Genomic DNA, 23,022 nt, shown 5'->3' on the forward strand with positions numbered 1-23,022 from the left:
TCAAGGTTTGCAGCTGATCTTCGGATCGGTTGCATTGACATTGTGAAGGAAGAATTTGTCCGGCCCCTCATAGGCTTTCAGGACAGGTTCGAGAAGACATCGTCTGGCAAGTAAAATCAGGCATTGGATCCGGCGGATACCTCTTTCCATCCCCCGGGTAGTCCATGCATGAGTTTTGCTGAGAAACGATCAAGCGTTGAAGGGCTTCTGACGGATGCCTTGGCGTAGAGAGGCGATGAAGGACGTGGCAAGCTGCGATAAGAGCCGGGGAGGCGCTAGCACCCTTTGATCCGGCTATTTCCGAATGGGGAAACCCACCTTTACAGTCTTCCAACTTTGCCTTCCCTCGGGAGGGTACGGATTGGTAGGTTGTTTAAAGGTATAATGAGCTGAATACATAGGCTTCATTAAGCGAACCCGGTGAACTGAAACATCTCAGTAACCGGAGGAAAGGACATCAACCGAGACTCCCGTAGTAGTGGCGAGCGAACCGGGACCAGGCCAGTGCTCTTGTGAAATAAAGGCGAACGGATTGGAAAGTCCGGCCATAGCGGGTGACAGCCCCGTAGCCGTCAAACAGCAAGAGACTCGAGTAGGGCGGGACACGTGAAATCCTGTCTGAACATGGGGGGACCACCCTCCAAGCCTAAGTACTCCTCTACGACCGATAGTGAACAAGTACCGTGAGGGAAAGGTGAAAAGCACCCCGACAAGGGGAGTGAAACAGATCCTGAAATCGGAAGCCTACAAGCAGTCGGAGCCCCCAAGCGGGGTGACGGCGTACCTTTTGTATAATGGGTCAGCGACTTCATGTGTCGAGCAAGCTTAAGCCGTTAGGTGTAGGCGTAGCGAAAGCGAGTCTGAATAGGGCGCTAAGTTCGACGTATGACGACCCGAAACTAGGTGATCTATCCATGAGCAGGTTGAAGGTTAGGTAACACTAACTGGAGGACCGAACCCGTGAATGTTGAAAAATTCTGGGATGACTTGTGGATAGGGGTGAAAGGCCAATCAAACCTAGACATAGCTGGTTCTCCGCGAAATCTATTTAGGTAGAGCGTCCGACGAATTCCTTGGGGGGTAGAGCACTGGATGGTTGCGGGCTGCGCGAGCGGTACCAATACTAACCAAACTCCGAATACCCAAGAGAACTATCGGGCAGACACACGGCGGGTGCTAACGTCCGTCGTGAAAAGGGAAACAACCCTAACCATCATCTAAGGCCCCCAAGTCATGGCTAAGTGGGAAACGATGTGGGATTGCTTTGACAATCAGGAGGTTGGCTTAGAAGCAGCCATCCTTTAAAGAAAGCGTAACAGCTCACTGATCAAGCGATCCTGCGCGGAAAATGTAACGGGGCTAAAGCCATGCGCCGAAGATATGGGTTTGCAGTTTACTGCAAGCGGTAGCGGAGCGTTCCGTAAGCCTGTGAAGGTCAACCGTGAGGTTGGCTGGAGGTATCGGAAGTGAGAATGCTGACATGAGTAACGATAAACAGTGTGAGAAACACTGTCGCCGAAAGACCAAGGGTTCCTGCGTAAAGCTAATCTGCGCAGGGTTAGTCGGCCCCTAAGGCGAGGCTGAAAAGCGTAGTCGATGGGAAGCAGGTAAATATTCCTGCACCAGCTGGAAGTGACGGATGGCATAACTTGTAAGGGCTTATTGGATTGTCCTTGCAGGGGCGTTGTCCCTGGAAATAACTCCAGCAGAGACCGTACCCGAAACCGACACAGGTGGTCAGGTAGAGCATACCAAGGCGCTTGAGAGAACTGTGCTGAAGGAACTCGGCAAATTGCACGCGTAACTTCGGAATAAGCGTGACTCACCCCAGGCAACTGGGAATGAGTGGCACAAGCCAGGGGGTAGCGACTGTTTAGCAAAAACACAGGGCTCTGCGAAGCAGCAATGCGACGTATAGGGTCTGACGCCTGCCCGGTGCCTGAAGGTTAAAGGGAGGAGTGAAAGCTCCGAACTGAAGCCCAGGTAAACGGCGGCCGTAACTATAACGGTCCTAAGGTAGCGAAATTCCTTGTCGGGTAAGTTCCGACCTGCACGAATGGCGTAACGACTTCCCCACTGTCTCCAGCACAGGCTCAGTGAAATTGAATTCCCCGTGAAGATGCGGGGTTCCCGCGGTCAGACGGAAAGACCCTATGAACCTTTACTATAGCTTCGCCTTGGCGTTAGCGACCGTATGTGTAGGATAGGTGGGAGGCTATGAAACCGGGGCGCCAGCTCTGGTGGAGCCATCCTTGAAATACCACCCTTACTGTCGTTGACGTCTAACCGAGATCCGTTATCCGGGTCCGGGACATGGCGTGGTGGGTAGTTTGACTGGGGCGGTCGCCTCCTAAAGTGTAACGGAGGCGCGCGATGGTGGGCTCAGACCGGTCGGAAATCGGTCGTCGAGTGCAATGGCATAAGCCCGCCTGACTGCGAGACTGACAAGTCGAGCAGAGACGAAAGTCGGCCATAGTGATCCGGTGGTCCCGAGTGGAAGGGCCATCGCTCAACGGATAAAAGGTACTCTAGGGATAACAGGCTGATTTTGCCCAAGAGTCCATATCGACGGCAAAGTTTGGCACCTCGATGTCGGCTCATCACATCCTGGGGCTGGAGCAGGTCCCAAGGGTATGGCTGTTCGCCATTTAAAGTGGTACGTGAGCTGGGTTCAGAACGTCGTGAGACAGTTTGGTCCCTATCTGCCGTGGGTGTTCGAAGCTTGAGAGGATCTGTCCCTAGTACGAGAGGACCGGGATGGACATACCTCTGGTGGACCTGTCGTGGCGCCAGCCGCGCAGCAGGGTAGCTAAGTATGGAATAGATAACCGCTGAAAGCATCTAAGCGGGAAACTAACCTCAAAACAAGGCTTCGCTGAGGATCGTGGAAGACTACCACGTTGATAGGCCAGGTGTGGAAGTGCGGCGACGCATGAAGCTTACTGGTACTAATAATCCGATCGGCTTGATCGTTTCTCAGCAAAACTCATTCGGTTCTACTTGCCGATAACAATACGCGACGATGTCTTCTCTTTTTTATGTGTCTGGTTGACCCCGTGGCTATGTCGGAGGTTCCACACCCGATCCCATTCCGAACTCGGTCGTTAAGCCCTCCAGAGCCAATGGTACTTCGTCTCAAGGCGCGGGAGAGTAGGTCGCCGCGGGGTCTACCAGATACATAAATCAGTCTTCTCATTCCTCTTGTCCTACCGAACTTCGGTCTACTTGAGGACTGTCTCGAACCCTTCTTCCTTCACTAACCGCCTTGCCGCGGGATGGAGCAGCCCGGTAGCTCGTCAGGCTCATAACCTGAAGGTCGCAGGTTCAAATCCTGCTCCCGCACCCAAATGCGAAAAGCCCCGCAGCCAAAACTGCGGGGCTTTTTGCCGAGCGCTCAGGCGTGGCCTATCTTTCTGACGGACTGTCCACGAGGACGGCCGGCGTGCCGACGTAGAGCAGGACGGCGTCCTGCTCGGAGTCGTTGCGCACGAAATGGGCGATCCGCCCGTCGAAATGCATCCCGTCGCCCGCCTTCAGAACGGTCTCGACATCGCCCGCGACGGCGAACAACTCGCCCTCGATGACATAGCGAAAAACCTCGCCGTTTATGGAGTCCACGGGAAAAGCGAACTGGGGTGGAATCCGCACCAGGACGGCGTCCAGCTTACGCGCCGGCAAGTCGGACGCCAGGTCGATGTATTCGACCGATGATCCGATATCGATCCGCTTGGGCTGGTCAGAGCGGAAGACGATGTCGTCGGTCTGAGGCAGTTCCATGAAGTAGGAGACGTCCACGTCCAGCGCCTTGGCCAGATCGAGAAGGGACCAGACCGACGGCGTCGTCAGGCTGCGCTCCGCCTGGGAAATGAAGGGGGCGGAGAGCCCGCTCCGTGCGGCCAGCTCCTGTAGCGTCAGGCCCATTTCCTTGCGGCGCGCCTTGATTCTCTCGCCGATCGGCAGTCGAACCTGACCCGTTCGGGCTTCGAACTTCAGGAAGGCGCGTTTTTTGCTGGCTGCCGTCGATCGCATCCCTGACCTCCTCTGTCATCCGAATCGTCGGTGGCGATCAGACTGAAAATTGAAGCGCCCCTACATCATTGTCGAGCGTTTTCCGTTGGCCTGAGCCTCAGGCCGAGGGGCACCATCCTATTTATGCATCAAATATTTTGATGTTATAAAATATATTGCCTCAACGCTCATTTTATCACATTTTCGCTTCGATCTTCAAAAAGGGGTTGGGGAAGAAAAATGAAGTACAATGTGAAACTGCTCACAGGGGTCGCCGCTGCTGGGATCCTGGTGACCCTGACCTCTCCGGCCTTGGCTCAGAGCCAGCAGACGCAGCCCGCTGACAAGGAGGCGGAGGCTGTTTCGGTCGATGACGTCGTCGTGACGGGCAGCCGCATCCGCCGGTCCGGCGCTGATACGCCGACGCCGACGACCATCATCAACGCCGAAGCCATCCGTCAGTCGGGCGTGACCGAAATCGCTGATCTGGTGAACCAGATTCCCAGCATGTTCGTGACGCAGAGCAATCAGACGTCAAACCAACTGGGCAATGCTGGCCTGAACGCGCTGGACCTGCGCGGACTGGGCACCGAACGGACCCTGGTGCTGGTGAACGGCCGCCGCCGTGTCCCCGCCATGCCGGGGTCTTCCGCCGTTGACGTCAGCGCCATCCCGGCAGGCCTGGTCGAGCGCGTCGAGGTCATCACCGGCGGCGCCTCGGCCCTGTACGGCGCCGACGCCGTGGCGGGTGTGGCCAACTTCATCCTGAAAGATGATTTCGACGGGCTGCAATTCAGCAGCATGTACAGCGACTCCAGCCGCGGCGACATGCCCGGCTACAGCGCCGACATCCTTTGGGGCCGCAACTTCGCTGACGGGCGCGGCAACGTCACCGCCTTCGGCGCCTACAACAGCGACAACGGCACCGTACTTGGTCAGGATCGTCCCTGGACCGCTGGGGGGCGGCCTCTCTATGTGCGCAAGGCCGGCGGCGTTTACGAACTGACTGACGGCGCTCGGAACGTCTATGATCTGAACACCGCTGTGGTCGAACTGGGCGGACACGCCAACCTGTTCACCTTCAATCCGAACGGGGCGTTGCGCCCCGTGATCCTGGGGCCGGGCGGCGTACAGAACGCCAGCAGCGCCGATGCCGATCTGGGTTCGTTCCGCACCGATGGCGGCGAGTTCCTGGGACGCTACGACGACTGGGCGCTCATCGTGCCGAGCGAGCGCTACAGCGTCGCGGTCTCCGGCAATTACGATCTGAGCGACACGGTCCGTCTCTTTGGCGACTTTACCTATGCTCACACCGACTCCAAGGGGATCTATAGAGCCTACAACGCCTATGGCTATGACGTCCTCTACGAGGGCAACCCCTTCATCACGCCCGAGATGGAGGCGGCCAACGGCGGACCGATCGGCGACCTGTCCTTCGCCCGACGGTTCCCCGAATTCGGACGACAGGAAAACACCTACGATCGGAGCATGTACCAGCTGACGGTCGGGGCTGAAGGCACTGTGCCCTTCTTCGGCGGGCGCACCTGGGATTGGGCCGCCCACTACTCCCAGGGCAAGACCCGACAAGAGGTCAAGGTCGTCAACGCCACCGCCGTGGACCGTTATTTCCTGGCGTTGGACGCCGTTGACGACGGCGAAGGCGGCGTAGCCTGCTACAGCACCCTCTATATCGACTCGAACGATGGATGCGTTCCGCTCAATCCGTTCAAGACGGTGACGCAGGATGTCATCGACTACCTGCAATACGACACCACGCCGACCGAAGAGACCCTGCGCCAGCGGGTGTTCTCGGCCTATGCCACGGGTGACATTTTCGATCTGCCGGCGGGCGCCGTGCAGGGCGTTCTGGGTGTGGAATACCGTAAGGAGAGCAACAACATCGGGGCCACCCCCGAGTATGATCCGAACAGCCCGCTCTTCGACCCCACGATCGGCATCACCCAGAACGGACTGGTCGGCGATTACAGCGTCTCCGAGGTGTTCGGCGAGCTGCGCCTTCCCCTGCTTGCAAACCTTCCATTTGCCGAAGACCTGTCGATCGAAGGGGCTGTGCGCTACTCGGACTACAGCACGGCGGGTGAAACGACGGCCTACAAGGCGGCCCTCAACTGGCGTCCGATAGAAGACATCCGTTTCCGCTCGACCTATGGTCAGGCGGTGCGCGCGCCCAATATCAGCGAGCTCTACACCGCCGACCAGGTCGGCGGTTCCTGGCTCTCGGACCCCTGCAACTACTACGACGTCGTCAACCGCACGAGCCGGACCGAGTTCACGCAACCCAACTGCGCGGCCATCGCCCCGGACAATGTGAATACCTACTGGCAGTATCTGGACGTCATCTCGAGCGGCAACGAGGACCTCAAGGTCGAGACGGCCACGACCTTTACGGTCGGCGTGTCGATCAAGCCCCGGTTCATTCCCAACCTGTCGCTGACGATCGACTATTTCGACATCGTTCTGGATGACGCCATCGGCTCGTTCAGCGCCCAGACCATCATGAACAAGTGCGTCGACGCCGCGACCCTGGACAACCAGTTCTGTGATCTCGTCAAGCGCGATCCTGACACCGGCAACCTGATCTCGGTCAATGTTCAGGAATTGAACCTGTCGCAGTTCGCCACGCGCGGCATCGATTTCGAGGCCAATTACTGGTTCAGGCTCAGCGCGCTTGGTCTCAGCGAGAAGTTGGGGACCCTGTCCGTGAACGCGGTCTACACCCAGTTGCTGGAGCGCAGCTTCATTCTGGATCCGACGGATCCCAGCACCCAGTCGGACACCGTGGGCCTGTTTGGTTCGCCCGAGTGGAAGGGCGCGATCACCACGACCTGGAACGCCGGACCCTGGACGGCTAATTGGACCGTGCGCCACGTCTCCCCGATGCGCCCCGGCTCATCCGTGACCAAGGAGCTGTACGACGTCTACGAGACAGAGAATGTCTTTTACAGCGACATCTACGCTGGCTATGCGATCAATGATCGGGTCTCGGTCTTTGGCGGGCTGCGCAACGCCTTCGACAAGGCGCCGCCGCGGCTTCCGGGCACCGAGGCGGGCGGGGCGAACTTCGAGTTCGGTTACCAGGCCGGCAATTTCGACGTCATCGGCCGGACCTACTACATCGGTCTCCGCGCGACCTACTGATGCCAGAAGCAGAAGCGTCGCCATCGGCGGCTATCGGGCGGTCTCCGGCTCGCATGGACCGGAGGCGGCTCCTTCTGCTCGGCGGGGCTGCTGTTGCGGCGTCCGTCGTTCCGGGACCGCTCAGCGCCGCCGCGCGCCGGGCGTGGGGCGCCTATCCGCCGACGCCGATTGAGCCGGTCGTCGACGCCTATGGCGGCGTCGACGTGGCCGATCCCTATCGGTGGCTTGAGGCGGACATCCGCACGTCCTCGCGCGTCGCTGACTGGGTCGCGGCCCAGAACCGCGTCTCCAGACCCTGCCTGGCGGGGCTGGAGGGGCGGTCGGCGATCGCGGCGCGGATCGATGCGCTGGACGAGATCGAGCGCATCGGCCTGCCGCAGGCGGCGGGCGAGCGTCTGTTCTACACGCGTCGGCTGGCGGGGGCCGAGCAGGCGTCGCTGTGGATGCGCGAGGGCGAGACCGGCACGCCCCGGCGCGTGCTCGATCCCGCCGACTGGTCCGACCGGGGCGACGTCGCCCTGGCCGACTTCGTGGTGTCGCGCGACGGTCGCCATGTCGCCTATGCGGTCCAGACCGCGGGTTCGGACTGGCGGGTATGGAAGGTGCTGGACCTCGACGCCGGGCGGACGCTGTCGGACGAGATCCGCTGGACCAAGTACGCTGGCGTCTTCTGGGCGCCGGACGGGACGGGCTTCTACTACACCGGCTTCCCCGCGCCGGACCCGCAGGCCCTCTATCTGGCCGGCAACCGCAACCTGCAGCTGCGGTTCCATCGCCTGGGCGACCCGCAGGCCGAGGATCGGCTGGTCTATGCCGACCCCGAAAATCCCGATTGGCTCTTTGTCGGCCGGCTGTCGCAGGGCCGCTTCCTGGTGATCAACACCGGCTATGCGGGCGGCGGGGCGCAACTGCTGTGGAAGGACCTGAGCGTCGAGGGCTCAGACTTCACGCCGGTGCAGTTCGGGGTCTTCCAGCCGCTCACCGGCAACCGCTTCGTCGGCTCGGTCGGCTCGCGCCTGCTGGTCATGACCAATGTCGAGGCGCCGAACTGGCGTCTGGTGTCCATCGACGCCGATCGTCCGCAGGACCCGCCCGTCGAAATCCTGGCGGAGGGCGATCAGCCGCTGGTTTCGGTCCGTCTGCTCGGAAAGCGTCTCTACGCCTGTCGCCTCAACGACGGCGAGTACCGGCTGACCATCCATGAGGCCGAAGGCGCCCTGACGGGGGAAATCGTCCTGCCGGGCGCGGGCCGGCTGCGCGGACCCGCCCCCGGCCGCCATGACGACGAGATCTTCTATCAGTTCTGCGGCTACGCCCAGCCCTACACCACCTATCGCCATGACGTGACGCGAGGCGTGTCCGAGGTGATCGACCGCCCGGCCGGCCCGATTGCTTCCGGCGACTATGTCGTGGAACGGGTGATGGCTGAGACCCGCGCCGGACGGCTGCCGGTCTTCCTGGGCTATCGCCGGGGCGCGATCGTGCCCGGCGACACGCCGCTGATCCTCTATGGCTACGGCGGGTTCGGCGACTGGTATCCGCCCGACTTCAGTCCCGAGCAGGTGACATGGATGGACATGGGCGGCATCTTCGCCATCGCCGCCCTGCCGGGCGACGGCGCCTATGGCGAGGCCCTGCACCGCGCAGGCATGCTGGAGAACAAACCGGCGGTGTTCGACGCCTTCAACGACTGCGCCGAGCATCTGATCAAGGCCGGCTATACGCGTCCTGAGCGGATGGCGGCGTTCGGCTACAGCAACGGCGGCCTGCTGGTCGGCGGCGCCGTGGCCCGCAGGCCCGACCTCTATGCGGCGGCCATGCCGACGGTCGGCGTTCTGGACATGCTGCGCTTCCCCGCCTTCACCAACGGCCGGCTGTGGATTCGCGAATACGGCGATCCCCAGGACCCGGCGATGTTCCCGATCCTGCATGGCTATTCGCCCTATCATGCCGTCGTCGCGGGACAGACCTATCCCGCTCTTCTGATCGGAACGGGCGACACCGATGACCGCGTCAGCCCGACGCACAGTTTCAAATACGCGGCGCGGATGCAGGCCCTGGCCGACCCGTCGCGCCCGGTGCTTCTCAGCGTCGAGATGGACGCCGGTCACGGGGCGGGCAACAGTCGGTCGAAAACCGCGGCGGCGGCGGCGGACCGATTGGCCTTTGCGGCCTGGCGGCTGGGCCTCTCCCGGATCGACCGCGCGCTGGCGGCGGCGGGGCGGCCTTCGCCCGGTTCGCCGCTCCCTCGACGTTAGTTTTCGCGACGCCTTTTCTCAGGACCCGCCCTCGACATGACCCCACGACGCCTTTTGCTGACCGTGTCCGCCGTCGCCCTGATGGGACTGGCCGCGCCGGCCCTCGCCCAGACGACGGCGAAAGCCCCCGTCGAGGCCGCGCCGGCGTCCCGGGCCGCAGCAGACCTGAAGGCCCTGTTCGACGCCGATCAGGAATGGAGCCTCAAGGGCTCAGGCCGGGTGTCCGACAGTGAAGACGGTCAGGGCGACAGCGCCCGGCTGCCCCTTGTCGACCCGGCCAGTCAGCAGGACCGCACGGCCCACGCCCAAGCGATGCTGGCGGGTCTGGCGCGCATTCCGCGCGATCAACTGTCCGACGAAGATCAGATCAACGCCGACGTCTTTCGCACGATCTTCGAGGCGGCCCTGACCGATAGCCGCTATCGCGAATGGGAGATGCCGTTCAACAGCGACAGCTCCTTCTGGACCTATCTGGACGAACGGCAACCGCTGCGCACCGCGGCTGATTACCGTAGCTACATCGGGCGGATGCGCGACGTTCCGCGCTACTTCGGCGATCAGATGACCAATATGCGCGCCGGGCTGGCGCGCGGGTTCAGCGTGCCTCGCGTCACCGTCGAGGGCCGTGACCAGTCGATCGCCGCCTTCATCGTGGCCGATCCCGAGGACAGCGCCTTTTACGCCGCCTTCCGTCAGATGCCCTCGACCATTCCGGCTGCGGAGCAGGCCCAGCTTCGCGAGGCGGCGCGCGTCGCCATCCGCGAGGCGGTCACGCCCGGCTATGAGGCCTTGCTGAGCTTCTACACCGACGAGTATCTGCCCCAGACGCGCACGACGATTTCCGCCCACGACCTGCCGGACGGCGACGCCTACTACGCCGCCCAGATCCGCAAATACACCACCCTCGACATCACGGCCGCCGAGGTCCACCAGATCGGTCTGTCCGAGGTCGCGCGCATCGAGGCCGAGATGCGACAGACCATGCGCGACGCCGGTTTCGACGGCACGCTGGAGGCCTTCATCCAGTTTCTGCGCACGGACCCGCAGTTCTACGCCAAGACGCCGGACGAGTTGCTGATGGTCTCGGCCTGGGTGGCCGTGCGGGTCGACGGGCGACTGGGCGAGGTCCTGGGCCAGCTGCCGCGTCGCCGGTTCACCATCGTGCCGGTGCCGGAGGCGCTGGCGCCCTTCTACACCGCCGGGCGCGGCGGCCTGACGAGCTGTCAGATGAATACCTACAACCTGCCCAGTCGGCCGCTCTACAACATCCCCGCCCTGACCCTGCACGAGTGTTCGCCCGGCCACAGCCTGCAGGCGGCCCTGGCGGAAGAACGCGACGACGGCCCGGATTTCCGGCGCAACACCTATTTCTCGGGCTTCGGCGAAGGCTGGGGCCTCTACACCGAATGGCTGGGGGTGGAGATGGGCATCTATCGCACCCCCTATGAGAATTTCGGCCGTCTTTCCTACGAGATGTGGCGCGCCGCCCGTCTGGTCATCGACACGGGCCTGCACCAGGAGGGCTGGTCGCGCCAGCAGGCCATCGACTACCTGGCCTCGCACACGGCCCTGTCGCAGCACGAGGTGGAGACCGAGGTCGATCGCTACATCAGCTGGCCGGGCCAGGCCCTGTCCTACAAGCTGGGCGAGCTGACCATCCGTCGACTGCGGCGCGAAGCCGAGGCGGCCCTGGGGCCGCGCTTCGACCAGCGGCGCTTCCACGACGCCATCCTTGCCCTTGGCTCCGTGCCCCTGCCGACGCTTGAGGCGCGGATTGCGCGTTTCATCCGCGACGAGCAGACGGCGGACGCGCCGCCGACGGCCTAACCCCCGCCCACTGACGACACAGTTCAAACCTTGGCAGGACCCTCATGGCCTTCTGGAACCGCAGACGCTCTATCGACGCCATGCTGGCCCCGCACAGCGGCCACGCCCTGAAGAAGACGCTGGGCTGGCCGCACCTGATGGCGCTCGGCGTCGGGGCCATTGTCGGCACCGGCATCCTGACCCTGATCGGGGTCGGTGCGGGCCTGGCGGGACCGGCGGTGATGATCAGCTTCGCCCTGGCGGGTGTGGTCTGCGCCTGCGCGGCCCTGGCCTATGCTGAACTGTCGACGATGATGCCGGCGGCGGGCAGCGCCTACACCTATTCCTATGCGGTCCTGGGCGAGATGGTCGCCTGGATCGTGGGCTGGAGCCTGATCCTCGAATACTCCCTGGTGGTGTCGGCGGTGGCCGTGGGCTGGTCGGGGTACGCCACGCCCTTCCTCAGCGGGATCGGCGTCGACCTGCCGACCATGCTGACGGCGGGGCCCCATGCGGGCGGGCTGATCAACCTGCCCGCCGTCTTCATCATCGGCGTGGTGACCGCCCTGCTGCTGCTGGGCACCCGCGAGAGCGCGACCGTCAATGTCGTCCTTGTGCTGATCAAGATCGCGGCCCTGGCCATGTTCGTGGCCATCGCCCTGCCGCGCTTTGACCCGGCCCATTTCACGCCCTTCATGCCCAACGGCTTCGGCGCCCCCCAACTGCCCTTCCTGGCCCAGATCACCGGCCATCCCGTAGCCGCCCAGACAGGGGTGATGGCGGCGGCGGCGATCATCTTCTTCGCCTTCTACGGCTTCGACGCCATCTCGACGGCGGCTGAGGAGACCAAGCGGCCGGAGCGCGACCTGGCCATCGGCATCCTGGGCTCGATGGTGGTCTGCACGGCGCTGTATCTGGTGGTGGCGGCGGCGGCGATTGGGGCGCGGCCGGTTGAAGCCTTCGCCGCCAGCGCAGAGCCCCTGTCCATGATCCTGCGGGAAGTCGGCGCCCCCTGGGCTGCGCAGATGGTGGCGGGAGCGGCGGTGGTGGCCCTGCCGACCGTCCTGCTGGCCTTCCTGTTCGGCCAGAGCCGCATCTTCCTGGGCATGGCGCGGGACGGCCTGTTGCCGCGACGGCTGGCGCGCGTCTCGGCCCGGGGCGTGCCGGCGGCGGTCACGGTGTTCACCGCCATCGTGGTGGCGATCCTGGCGGGCCTTCTGCCGCTCGACGAACTGGCTTCGCTGGCCAATGCGGGCACCCTGTGCGCCTTCGCCGCCGTGGGCGTCAGCCTGATGGTGCTGCGGGTCCGCGATCCGGGCCGCAAGCGGATGTTCAAGGCGCCCCTGTGGTGGCTGATCGGCAGCGTGACCGTGATCGGCTGCCTGGTCTTCTTCTTCAGCCTCAAGCCCTTCACCCAGACGGCCTTCTTCATCTGGAACGGCCTGGGCCTGGTCATCTACCTCCTCTGGTCGTCACGCCACTCGCGCCTGGCCAAGGGCGAGGAAATGGCCGGCTGACGAAGCCGGGCCCCGCGGGCGACCGATCGGGGCCTATAGGCTCAGCTGGTTATACTGCGCGATCGGGCCGGGGTATTCGCCGCCGCGATCCTCGCCGACCTCGCGGGCGACCAAGGCGTTGGTCATGGCGTTGAGGCGCAGGATCAGGTCGCGGTGGGCCTCGGGCCGGGCGGCCAGGTTGATGATCTCTTCCGGGTCGGTGCGGGTGTCGTACAGCTCCAGGTCGTTGTGCGCCGTCAGCTGTTCCCAGGTGACGGGCGTATGGTGCTCGCCGGGGGCGAAGTAGCGCGCGAACTTGTAGCGGCCGTCGAACACCCCCCGGTGCACGCGCCGCTTCGACAGATCGAAGACAGGCCGGTCGAGGTAGTTCTTGTTGGTCCGTTCCCACGACAGCAGGACGCCGTAGTTGAACAGATGGCCTTCCGCGTCGCGGGCGGTGCGGGCCGTCGGGGTGCGGGTCAGGCCCGACAGGTCGTGGCCGACCAGTTGCGGGAAGGCGGTCTTGCTCCAGGCCCCGTCACGGCCGGCGAAGCCCAGCAGGGTCGGGGCGATGTCGACCGAGCTCATCACCGCTTCCGTGGTCACGCCGCGCACGCCGTCGGGGTGGGCGATGAACATCGGGACGTTGGTCTCTTCGCGATAGATGGTGCCGCCCTTCTGGCGCATGCCGTGGGCGGCGGCGCGTTCGCCGTGGTCCGAGGTGTAGACGATGATGGTGTTGTCCATCTGGCCCGAGTTTTCGAGCGCCCACAGCAGGGTGAGGATGTTCTGGTCCACGTCGCGGATGCAGTTGCAGTAGTAGTTGACGAAGCGCAGCCAGGCGGCCTCGTTGTCGCGCGGCAGGGCGCCATAGGTCTTCACGTCCAGAGCCGAGATGCCGCGATGGGCCTCGGGCTTGGTCGACAGGTCGTCCAGGTGGAAGCTGCGTGGCAGGGGATAGCCCAGGTTGGTCTGATACAGCGGGTCGCCCGGTTCGGCGCGCATGACCCCGGCCAGGTTCCACACGGCGCGCGTCTCGGCCTGCTCGCCGGTGGCGTCGTAGAACATGATGTCGTGCGGATTGACCAGGTTCACGGCCATGAACCAGGGCTTGTCCTCGCGCTTCTCGGGTGACTTGGCCAGTTGCTCGATCAGCATGGCGGCGTCGCCGGTGACGGCGCGGTCGGTGCGGTATCCGGCCCAGGTCAGGCCGATCTCCTCGCCATAGAAGTTGTAGTCGGAGAAGCCGAACGGCTCCATCGCGTCGGTGGTGTCGAGGAACTCGCGCTGGAAGCCCGGCGCGGCGGTGGGCAGTTTCGACAGGTGCCACTTGCCCTTGTAGGTCGTGTAGTAGCCCGCCGCCCGCATCATGTCGCCCAGGGTGTCGATCTCGGGCGTCAGGACAGCGCCCTGTTCGGCGTTGGAATAGACCTTGGTCCTTTGCGTGTGCTGGCCGGTGTAGATGACGGCGCGCGACGGGGTGCAGGGCGTGGTGTGCACATGATAGTTCCGCACATGCAGGCTGCGTTCCAGCAGCGCGCGGTGGCCGGGCAGGTGATCGAGGAAGCCCTCGGGATAGGACTGCAGCCCGAACTCCTGATCGGTGACGATGAAGAGGATGTTCAGCGGCTTGGACGGATCGCGCGGCGTCCGCGAGCGGGCGCGCACGGGGGGAGCCGCAACGGCGGCGCCGGCGCCGGCCATGCCGGCCAGCAGGGAACGGCGGTCGATCCTGGTCATGTTTCTACTCCACTATGAACCCTGCCGTTCTGTGCGGCTTTTGGGCGTCGGTCAGGTCAGGCGGCCACCTGCACATAGCGGCCGTCGAAATAGGCGAGGGGCGGCAGGCTTGAGGGCAGGGTGACGGACAGGACGTCGCCGATGACGACCCGGTGGCTGCCGTGGTCGACCACATTGGCCTGGGTCAGATGAATGACGGCGCAGGCGTCGCGCAGGAAGGGCGGGCGGCCCTCGACGGCCCCTTCCCAACAGCCGATGGCGAAGCGTTCGCCGCCCCGCACGCCGCCGCCGCAGGCGCGCGACACGGCCTCGTGGTCGGCGCTCAGCACGTTCAGCATCAGGTCCGACCCGGCGTCGATGGCCTGGAAGATGGCGGCGTTGCGGTTGATGCAGACCAGCATGGAGGGCGGGTCCATGCTGACCTCGCTGACGGCGGTGGCCGCCATGGCGAAGGGCTGGCCGTCGACCTGGGCCGTGACCACGACGACCGAACGCACCAGATTGCGCAGGGCGCTTTTCAGCGCGGGCGCCAGAGCGTCGTCCATGGCCGTCGTCCTTCCCGGTGAGCCTGTCCTGTTGCCGGACATGATTTCCCCGATACTGCGACCGGGGAAATATATGTCAAGTTACTTTACTAATCAGGCCGCGTCCGCGACCTCGGCGTTTGGTGCAGGCAGGGCCAGCATGACGCTCTGGGCGACGCAGAGGGGCTTGTCCTGACCCTCGCCCTCGATCACGCAGTCGCTGATGATCTGCCAGCCGCCGGCGCGCGGCTCGACCGCCGCCACCGTCTGCCGCATGCGCACGCGCCCGCCCGCCGGGGCCGGAGAGACGAAGCGCACCTTGTTGACGCCGACGTTCAGCACCTTGGCCGCGCCTTCAATGCGGAACAGGTCGTCCTGCAGCCGGGGCAGCAGCGACAGGGTCAGAAAGCCGTGGGCGATGGGGCCGCCCTGTTCCTGCGTCGCCCGCTCGACGTCGACGTGGATCCACTGATGGTCGTCGGTGGCGTCGGCGAACTGGTTGATCCGCGGTTGGTCGAGGTTCAGCCAGTCGGACACGCCGAGGTCGCGACCCGCCATGTCCGGCAGGTCGCTGAAGGCGACGACGAACGGATCGCTCACGCCTCTGCGCTCGATTGGGCGGCCTTCGGTTCGCGGGCGATCTTGTTGGGGCCGGCGAAACCGAACATCCAGGCTCCGATCTTGCGCATCTGGATTTCCTCCGCACCCTCGGTGATCCGATAGCGACGGTGGTGACGATAGATATGCTCGAACGGGGTATGGCGCGAATAGCCCATGCCGCCGTGCACCTGCATGGCCGTGTCGGCGGCCTGACAGACCAGACGGTTCGCCCAGTAGTTGCACATGGAGACCCTATCCGAGAGCGTGGTCGCGACCTCGGGCTTGGACATCCGGTCCATCTCCCAGGCCGTCTTGCGGATCATCAGCCGCAGCATCTCGATCTGGGTGGCCAGTTCGACCAGCGGGAACTGGATCGCCTGATTGACCGCCAGCGGCTTGCCGAAGGGCTTGCGGGCGCGGGCGTAGGCCACGCTCTGCTTGACGCAGAAATCGGCGGCGCCCAGCGACGAGGCCGCCTGACGGATGCGGTTCTCGTGGACGAAATGCTGGGCCAGGGCCAGGCCGCCGCCGACCGGGCCGAACATGGCGTCTTCCGGCACCCAGACCTTGGTGAAGCTGACGCGCGGATGGTCCGTGGGCATGTTGAAGGTCCACAGATACTCCTCGACCTTGACGCCCGGCGCCTCGGCCGGGACCAGCAGGCAGCTGATGCCGTCGGCGTCGCCCGCCTTGCCCGAGGTGCGGCAGAAGGCCATGACGTGGGTGGCGACGTGCATCCCCGTCGTCCACATCTTCTCGCCGTCGATGCGCCAGCCGGCGACGCCGTCGCGGGTCTCGGGAACGGCGACCGTCTCCATGTGGGTGGCGTCGGAGCCGTGCTCCGGCTCGGTCAGGCCGAAGCAGATCGAGCGGGTGTTGTTCAGAATGCCGCCGATGAATTCCTCACGCTGGGCCGGCGTCCCGAAGTCGCGGAACATCAGCACCTGCGGATAGTTGGCGACGATCGAGTGTTCGTTCTGCAGGTCGTTGTGCAGGCCCAGGCCCTTGGCGGCGAAATGCTCGCGGATCACGGCCATGGCCAGGTTGGAGCCGTCCTTGCCGCCGAACTCGGCGGGCAGGGCGAAGCGCAGATGGCCGGCGGCGTCGGCGCGACGCTTGGCCTCGGCCAGCAGGTCTTCCCAGTCGTGGCGGGGCAGGCCGCCCCGATCATAGTCGGTGCGGGCCCATTCGCGGCGGTGGTCGAAGAAGCGTTCGTTGTCGTCCTGCGCCTGAAGCGGAGCGATCTCGGCCGCGATGAAGGCGTCCAGTTCCGCCAGATAGCCGGTCAGTTCGGCGGGCAGTTCGAAGTCCATTTCGGCTCCTCCTTATCGTTGGATCGAGCCTAGGCGGGTCGAGGAATAACGTAAAGCAATTTGACAAACATCGGGCGCCGGTATGGAGTGAAATCAAGACAAGAAACGTCAGGAAGGATGGATTCCATGGGCACGACCACGTTCCCCCCAAGCGGCCTGCAGGCCCTGCATCACGCGGCCTTCCGCTGTCGTGACGCCGAGCAGACGCGCTGGTTCTACGAGGACGTCATGGGGCTGAAGGCCTCGGCTGGCATCGTGCTGGACGAGGTGCCGGGCTCGGGCGATCCGGTCCCCTACATGCATATCTTCTTCGAGATGGAGGACGGCAATTTCGTCGCCTTCTTCGACGCGCCCTCCACCGCCGACCCGAGCTGGTTCAAGCGCAAGGACAGCTTCGACATGCACATCGCGCTGCAGGCGCGCGACGAGGCGCACATGCTGGAAATCCAGCAGCGCATCCGCTCGCACGGCGTCAGCTGCCTGGGCCCGGTCGAGCATCACTTCGTCCGCTCGGTCTATATGTACGATCCCAACGGCATCCAGGTCGAAGTCACCTGCCGCACCGCCGACCACGACCGCATCCTGGCCGAGGAGAAGGCCATCCTGCCGCAGCTGATCAAGGACTGGTCGGCCCGCACCCGTGCGGAAAAGGAAGCCAAGTTCGGCGCCGAGGCGCTGGATCGACGCGGCAAGCCCCAGTCGGAGCTGAAGGGATGAGCGCCGTGAAGAAGAAGTATCAGCGCATTCCCTATCTGATCGTCTTCCAGGAGCAGGCGACCTTCAAGGACACCTATGGCGGCGCCGAGGGCTCGGTCGCGCTGGAGGCCCACCTGCTGAAGGCGGACGTCGAGTCCGACACCGTCGTCATCATGATGCACCCGATCGGCGGCGGCGCCTGGCTGCCCATGCCGGCGGCCCTGGCCAAGCAGGGCGTCCACGTCATCTATTGCAACAGCCGCTATCGGGGCATCGACAACGCCCTGATCATGGAAAAATGCGCGCTCGATCTGGGCGCCTGCATCCGGGATGCGAAGGAGCGTCTGGGCTACAAGAAGGTCATTCTCGGCGGCTGGTCCGGCGGCGGCGCCCTGTCGCTCTTCTATCAGGCGGAAGCCGAGAACCCGACCGTGACCCAGACCCCGGCGGGCGACCCGATCGACCTGACGAAGGCTGACCTGATCCCGGCGGACGGCATCGCGCTTCTGGCGGCCCACCTGTCGCGCAACCTGACCCTGACCGAGTGGATCGATCCCTCGGTGACGGACGAGGCCCGCCCCTTCGACCGCGATCCCGAACTGAACATCTACGACCCGGCCAACCCCAACCAGGCGCCCTATTCGGCGGACTTCATCGCCCGCTATCGTGAGGCGCAGATCGCCCGCAACCGCCGCATCACGGCCTGGGTGAAGGCGCAGCTGGCCGAGCTGAAGGCCGCCGGTCTGCACAACCACGAGCGCGGTTTCGTCGTGCAGGGGACCATGGCCGACCCGCGCTTCATCGACGAGACGCTGGAGCCCAGCGACCGTCGCCCGAACTACTGCATGTTGGGCGATCCGGTGGTGGTCAACGACGGCCCGGTCGGTCTGGCGCGCTTCTCGACCCTGCGGTCGTGGATGTCGCAATGGTCCTATGACTATTCCAACGCTGACGGGCTGAAGTGCGCGGCGCGGATCACCGTCCCCATGCTGGTCATCGAGAACAGCGCCGACGACGCCTGCACCCCCAGCCACGCAGGCCGCCTGATGGCGGCCGCGGTCAAGGCGCCCCAGACCCACGCGGTCATCAAGGGCGCCAACCACTACTATTCCGGCCAGCCCGACAAGGCGGCGGAATCGGCGACCGTCTTCGTCGAGTGGCTGAACGCCACCTTCTGATCGACGACTGAGGCCATCAACGGCCGGTCCCTGGCGGGACCGGCCGTTTTTCTTTGCGCCCCGGACAGCGGGCAGAAAAAAGCCGGAGCGTCGGGGGACGGCTCCGGCCAGTTTGTCTGGGGCTCCGATCAGACCCCGGACGAGGAAGGGATCAGTAGCGCAGGCCCAGCTGGACCGAGACGACCCGGCCCGGATCGACCACATAGGTCTGGGAGCCGGCGAGGAAGGGCGTGCCGAACGAATGGGACGCCGTCAGTTCGTCGGTCAGGTTGCGGCCGATCAGGGCCAGGGTCCAGCGATCGTCAGCCGTGACCAGACCGAGGCGCAGATCCACCTTGGAGAAGCCTTCCTGATAGGAGAGGGGGTTCAGGTTCTCTTCCAGATAGGTCCCGCTGCGACCGCGCACGGTGGCGTCGGCCTGAACCCGCATGCCGTTGTCGAGCGGATGATCGACGTTCAGCGTCAGGGCGCCCGACCATTTCGGCGCGCGCGGCAGACGCACGCCGCCGATGTCCTCGACGCAGTTGGCTGGCGGGGCCACGCCGTTTTTGTAGACGCAGGGCGCGGTGGGATAGGAGTCGTACTTGGCGTCGTTATAGGCGATCGAGCCCGACAGTGTGACGGACGGATGCAGACGCACCATGCCCTCGGCCTCGACGCCCTGGCTCTTGGCGCTGGCGGCGTTGGTTGTGATGAAGGCGTTGGTGGCGGCGTTGAAGCCCGAAACCTGCAGATCCTCGAACTTGGAGGTGTAGGCCGCCAGGTTCAGGGTGGCGCGTCCGTCCAGCAGGGTCAGCTTGGTCCCGATCTCCACCGACTGCGAGGTCTCGCCCTCGAACTCGAACGCGGCCTGACCGCCGGTCGACTGGGCGCCGACGAAACCGCCGGCTTTCGAGCCCTTGGCGTAGGAGGCGTAGAACATGGTGTTGCGGTCCAGAACGTACTGGACCTGCACCGAGGGATCGAGCTGGCTTTCCTTGCGCTGGCCGCTCAGGGGGGTGTTGACCCAGGCCGGGGGCAGGGCGCCGGTGGTGGCGCGGGTCTGATCCGCGGCCTTGTCTTCCCAGGTCTGGCGCAGGCCGGCGGTCAGCTTCCACTGGTCGTTGAGGGCGTAGGTGGCCTGACCATAGAGCGAGTAGCTCTCGTCGGTCTGGTTGAACAGACGGTCGCTGGCGCCATTGAAGGGGCCCATCAGAATGCTGGAATTCTGATGCATGTCGATCTCGTTGCGGTGCGCATAGGCGCCGACGATCCAGGTCAGCGCCCCGTCGTTGGGCGAGGTCAGACGGACCTCCTGCGACACCTGGTTGAATTCTTCCTGGAAGGTGGTGCGCAGCAGCGGATTGATCGTGAAATCGCTGTCGATCTGCTTGTCGTAGTCAAAGGCCGAATAGGCGGTGATGGCGGTCAGGGTCACGCCGTTGGCGAAGTCCTTGTTGACCGTCAGCACGCTGTTGAAGCTGTTGGCGTTGTCGAAGTCGGGCACGCCGGGCGTGGTGGCGCGGGTGAAGGCCTTGGCCCCGCCCGGCGCCACGCTGCTCATCGGCTGGCCGGTCAGGTCCTGGCTGGCGCCCTCGACCTTGAGGCGGAAGGAGAGGGTGTCGCTGGCCAGGTAGTCGATGACGGCGCGACCGATCAGGTCCTCGCGCGCCGGATTGTGGTCGCCGGTGGTGGTGTTTTCCAGCCAGCCTTCGTTGTCGCTGTACTTGCCGGCCAGGCGGACCAGCAGCTTGTCGGTGATCGGCCCCGAGATGATCTGCGTGATCTCATAGCCGTTGTCGCCGTCGATCGTGCCGGTGACGGTGGTCGACATCTCACGACTGGCGGTGGGACCATTGGAGGTGATGTTGATGGCGCCGGCGGCGGTGTTCTTGCCGAACAGGGCGCCCTGGGCGCCGCGCAGGACCTCGACGCTCGCCACGTCCAGGAAGGGGGCGGCGAACTGGCGGCCGCGCCCGGCATAGGCGCCGTCGACGAACAGGCCGACCGACTGCTCAAAGGCCAGGTTGCCCGGCGAGGAGCCGATGCCGCGGATATAGATGGCGTTATTGCCCGGCGTGGCCTGGATGTGCAGGTTGGGCACCGATCCCGACAGGGATTCCAGGTTGCGAATGTCCTGGCTGGCCAGTTCCTCGCCGCTGGTGACGTTGACCGAGATCGGCACGTCCTGCAGGCGTTCGGTGCGCTTGCGCGCCGTGACCAGAACCTCGCCGACCGAGGTGACGGGCGTGTCGGCGGCGGCGTCCTGTGGAACGGCTTGAGCGTGAGCCGTCGAGCCGAGCGCCAGACTGCTGGACGCCAGCAGCATCAGGTATTTGTAGCGCATGCGTTTCCTCCCCATGCGGCCTCCGATCAGGGAGGCTTGATTGGCAACGAGGAGGGGTGCGGCCCTGAGCGGGTCGCAGATCATCCTCCCTGACCGGGGCTCTTGGCGGCCCGCATTGTCAAGAAAGTAGACAATCCCCTTACGGGGTAGTCGTCAAGTTACTTTACTATTTTTGTCTCATGGCCGCCGGAAAGGCCGAGACCCCGGATTCGGCCTCGCTGAGCGCGTGGAGGACAGGCGGCCCCCAGTCGCCGGCGAAGGCTTCGTGCAGGGCCTTGACGCGACGCGCGCCAATGCGGCGGCTCAACTCCTGGCTCAGATGTTCGACGATCTTGCGGGCGTCCTGACGCATGGCCTTGCCCATCGGCGTCAGTTGCACGATGCGGATGCGGCCGTCGGTGGGGTCGTCCACCAGTTCAAAGACGCCGCGCTCGACCAGGGAGTTGATGGTCGAATGCACGGCCTGACGAGTCAGGCGCAGGCTGCGGGCGATGTCGGCCGGGCGGTTGACGTCCATCTGGACGTGCATCATCACCATCGACTCCGGCCGGGTCAGGTGCGGCCAGCCCGCTTCGCGCAGGCTCATCTGCAGGCTCTCGTCGAACCATTCGAAGCCGGCCAGCAAGGGCACGATCAGGTAGTCGGATTTGAAGATCATGAGCGGCTCCTGAACCGAGTTATGCCTTTGTCACCCGCGACGCGCCAAGCAGAATTCTCTCTAGCCTGACTCGCGTCCAGGTCGCATCGCTTTGCTCAAAGCGTGCGGGCGATCAGCAGTTTCATGACCTCAGACGTGCCGCCGTGGATCGTGTCGATCCGGGCGTCCTTGTAGAGTTGGGCGATCGGATATTCGTTCATATAGCCGTAGCCGCCGAACAGCTGCAGGCAGCGGTTGACCCCGTCCAGTTCGGTCTCGGTAATCCACAGCTTGGCCATGGAGGCGGTGGCGGCGTCCAGTTCGCCGCGGATCAGCTTTTCGGTGCAGGCGTCGATGAAGCTGCGGGCGATGACCGCCTTGGTCTTGATGTCGGCCAGGGTGAACTGGGTGTTCTGGAACTCCATCAGCGGCTTGCCGAAGGCCTGGCGTTCGCGGGTGTAGTCGACCGTCAGCTTCAGCGCCCGCTCCAGAATCGCCAGACCCATGGCGGCGATGCCGAGCCGTTCCTGCGGCAGCATCTGCATCAGCTGGCCAAAGCCCTTGCCCTCGACCTCGCCGACCAGATTGGAGGCCGGGACGCGCACGTCCTCGAAGAAGAGTTCCGATGTGTCCTGGGCGGCGCGGCCCATCTTGTCGAGGTTGCGCCCGCGCACGAAGCCGGGCCGGTCGCCCTCGACCGCGATCAACGAAATACCGCGCGATCCGTTGTCCGAGGTGCGGCACACGACCAGAATCAGGTCCGCCGTCTGGCCGTTGGAGATGAAGGTCTTCTGGCCGTTCAGCACCCATTCGTCGCCGTCCAGACGGGCGCGGGTGCGGATGGCTTGCAGGTCCGATCCGGTGCCGGGCTCGGTCATGGCGATGGCCAGGACGATCTCGCCCGAGACCACGCCTGGCAACCACTTCTGCTTCTGTTCTTCGGTGCCGAAGGCGATCAGATAGGGGGCCACGATCATGTTGTGCAGGGGCACGCCCCAGCCCTCCATGCCGCGCGCGCCGAACTCCTCTATGACCACGCGTTCGTGCCGGAAGTCGGCGCCCATGCCGCCGTATTCTTCAGGAACCGACAGGCCCAGCAGGCCGAATGCGGCGCCCCTGGCCCACAGGTCGCGGGGAACGATCTTGTTGTGGTTCCAGCGCTCGATCGCCTCGGGCGGGCATTCTGCGTCGAGGAATTTCGACAGGCCCTCGCGGAACAGGTCGATGTCTTCCTGGGTGTAGGCGGAGGGACCGGCGTGGGCGCTCATCGGGGGCTCGCAG

General features: G+C 64.4%; 14 protein-coding genes, 1 tRNA gene and 2 rRNA genes. 9 read left to right on the forward strand and 8 right to left on the reverse strand.

The genetic code is table 11. The features are described 5' to 3' along the window. The first annotated feature begins 187 nt into the window (after window positions 1-187). The 3 genes from P0Y52_00020 (at window position 188) to P0Y52_00030 (ending at window position 3,346) form a co-directional block, all read left to right on the forward strand. A 23S ribosomal RNA gene (locus P0Y52_00020) occupies window positions 188-2,973 on the forward strand. A gap of 79 nt (window positions 2,974-3,052) precedes the next feature. Further along, window positions 3,053-3,167, forward strand: a 5S ribosomal RNA gene (gene rrf / locus P0Y52_00025). 102 nt (window positions 3,168-3,269) lie between these two features. Further along, window positions 3,270-3,346, forward strand: a tRNA-Met gene (locus tag P0Y52_00030). A 59-nt stretch (window positions 3,347-3,405) separates the two neighbouring features. Here the strand turns inward: P0Y52_00030 and P0Y52_00035 are convergent. Then, window positions 3,406-4,029: an XRE family transcriptional regulator gene (locus P0Y52_00035; protein WEK57961.1), complete on the reverse strand. Its 624-nt coding sequence runs from the start codon at window positions 4,027-4,029 to the stop codon at window positions 3,406-3,408. A gap of 231 nt (window positions 4,030-4,260) precedes the next feature. On the opposite strand from P0Y52_00035, the gene P0Y52_00040 reads away from it, so the two are divergent. From P0Y52_00040 to P0Y52_00055, 4 genes are read left to right on the forward strand one after another with little or no spacing between them, the layout of a single operon-like run. Further along, the gene (locus P0Y52_00040; protein ID WEK57962.1) at window positions 4,261-7,167 is read left to right on the forward strand and encodes a TonB-dependent receptor; all 2,907 of its coding nucleotides are present in this window, start codon (window positions 4,261-4,263) and stop codon (window positions 7,165-7,167) included. Then, a complete protein-coding gene (locus P0Y52_00045; GenBank protein ID WEK57963.1) occupies window positions 7,167-9,425 on the forward strand; it encodes a prolyl oligopeptidase family serine peptidase in 2,259 nt (752 codons plus the stop codon). Before P0Y52_00040 ends, P0Y52_00045 begins: the two co-directional genes overlap by 1 nt. A gap of 36 nt (window positions 9,426-9,461) precedes the next feature. Then, a complete protein-coding gene (locus P0Y52_00050) occupies window positions 9,462-11,252 on the forward strand; it encodes a DUF885 family protein (GenBank protein ID WEK57964.1) in 1,791 nt (596 codons plus the stop codon). Between the two features lie 44 nt (window positions 11,253-11,296). Continuing rightward, window positions 11,297-12,748 (forward strand): amino acid permease, encoded by a 1,452-nt coding sequence (locus P0Y52_00055; protein WEK57965.1) that lies wholly within the window; start codon window positions 11,297-11,299, stop codon window positions 12,746-12,748. Window positions 12,749-12,781: 33 nt separating this feature from the next. Here P0Y52_00055 and P0Y52_00060 read toward each other — a convergent pair whose 3' ends face one another. The 4 genes from P0Y52_00060 to P0Y52_00075 all read right to left on the reverse strand — a co-directional run bounded on the left by P0Y52_00060 (window position 12,782) and on the right by P0Y52_00075 (window position 16,904). Continuing rightward, window positions 12,782-14,467, reverse strand: a complete 1,686-nt coding sequence (locus P0Y52_00060) for a sulfatase-like hydrolase/transferase (GenBank protein ID WEK57966.1) — start codon at window positions 14,465-14,467, stop codon at window positions 12,782-12,784. Window positions 14,468-14,523: 56 nt separating this feature from the next. Further along, complete coding sequence (locus tag P0Y52_00065) at window positions 14,524-15,012, reverse strand: flavin reductase family protein (GenBank protein WEK57967.1); 489 nt, start codon at window positions 15,010-15,012, stop codon at window positions 14,524-14,526. Between the two features lie 93 nt (window positions 15,013-15,105). Further along, window positions 15,106-15,591 carry a MaoC family dehydratase gene (locus P0Y52_00070; GenBank protein ID WEK57968.1) on the reverse strand — a complete coding sequence of 162 codons (486 nt, stop codon included), beginning with the start codon at window positions 15,589-15,591 and terminating at the stop codon, window positions 15,106-15,108. Next, window positions 15,588-16,904, reverse strand: a complete 1,317-nt coding sequence (locus P0Y52_00075; protein ID WEK57969.1) for an acyl-CoA dehydrogenase family protein — start codon at window positions 16,902-16,904, stop codon at window positions 15,588-15,590. The genes P0Y52_00070 and P0Y52_00075 overlap by 4 nt, the downstream gene beginning before the upstream one ends. Before the next feature lie 126 nt (window positions 16,905-17,030). Between P0Y52_00075 and P0Y52_00080 the strand changes: the two genes are divergently transcribed. Both P0Y52_00080 and P0Y52_00085 read left to right on the forward strand, forming a co-directional pair. Then, window positions 17,031-17,621, forward strand: coding sequence for a VOC family protein (locus tag P0Y52_00080; GenBank protein ID WEK57970.1), 591 nt, complete (start codon window positions 17,031-17,033; stop codon window positions 17,619-17,621). Further along, the gene (locus P0Y52_00085; GenBank protein ID WEK57971.1) at window positions 17,618-18,778 is read left to right on the forward strand and encodes an alpha/beta fold hydrolase; all 1,161 of its coding nucleotides are present in this window, start codon (window positions 17,618-17,620) and stop codon (window positions 18,776-18,778) included. The genes P0Y52_00080 and P0Y52_00085 overlap by 4 nt, the downstream gene beginning before the upstream one ends. Before the next feature lie 151 nt (window positions 18,779-18,929). On the opposite strand, the gene P0Y52_00090 is transcribed toward P0Y52_00085, so the two are convergent. From P0Y52_00090 to P0Y52_00100, 3 genes are all read right to left on the reverse strand, one after another. Then, on the reverse strand, window positions 18,930-21,119 hold the full coding sequence (locus tag P0Y52_00090) for a TonB-dependent receptor (GenBank protein WEK57972.1): 2,190 nt from the start codon (window positions 21,117-21,119) through the stop codon (window positions 18,930-18,932). Window positions 21,120-21,270: 151 nt separating this feature from the next. Further along, window positions 21,271-21,762: a MarR family winged helix-turn-helix transcriptional regulator gene (locus tag P0Y52_00095; protein WEK57973.1), complete on the reverse strand. Its 492-nt coding sequence runs from the start codon at window positions 21,760-21,762 to the stop codon at window positions 21,271-21,273. A gap of 95 nt (window positions 21,763-21,857) precedes the next feature. Continuing rightward, window positions 21,858-23,009, reverse strand: a complete 1,152-nt coding sequence (locus P0Y52_00100) for an acyl-CoA dehydrogenase family protein (GenBank protein WEK57974.1) — start codon at window positions 23,007-23,009, stop codon at window positions 21,858-21,860. Window positions 23,010-23,022 lie beyond the last annotated feature (13 nt).

This window comes from Candidatus Brevundimonas phytovorans, assembly GCA_029203145.1.
GTDB lineage: Bacteria > Pseudomonadota > Alphaproteobacteria > Caulobacterales > Caulobacteraceae > Brevundimonas > Brevundimonas phytovorans.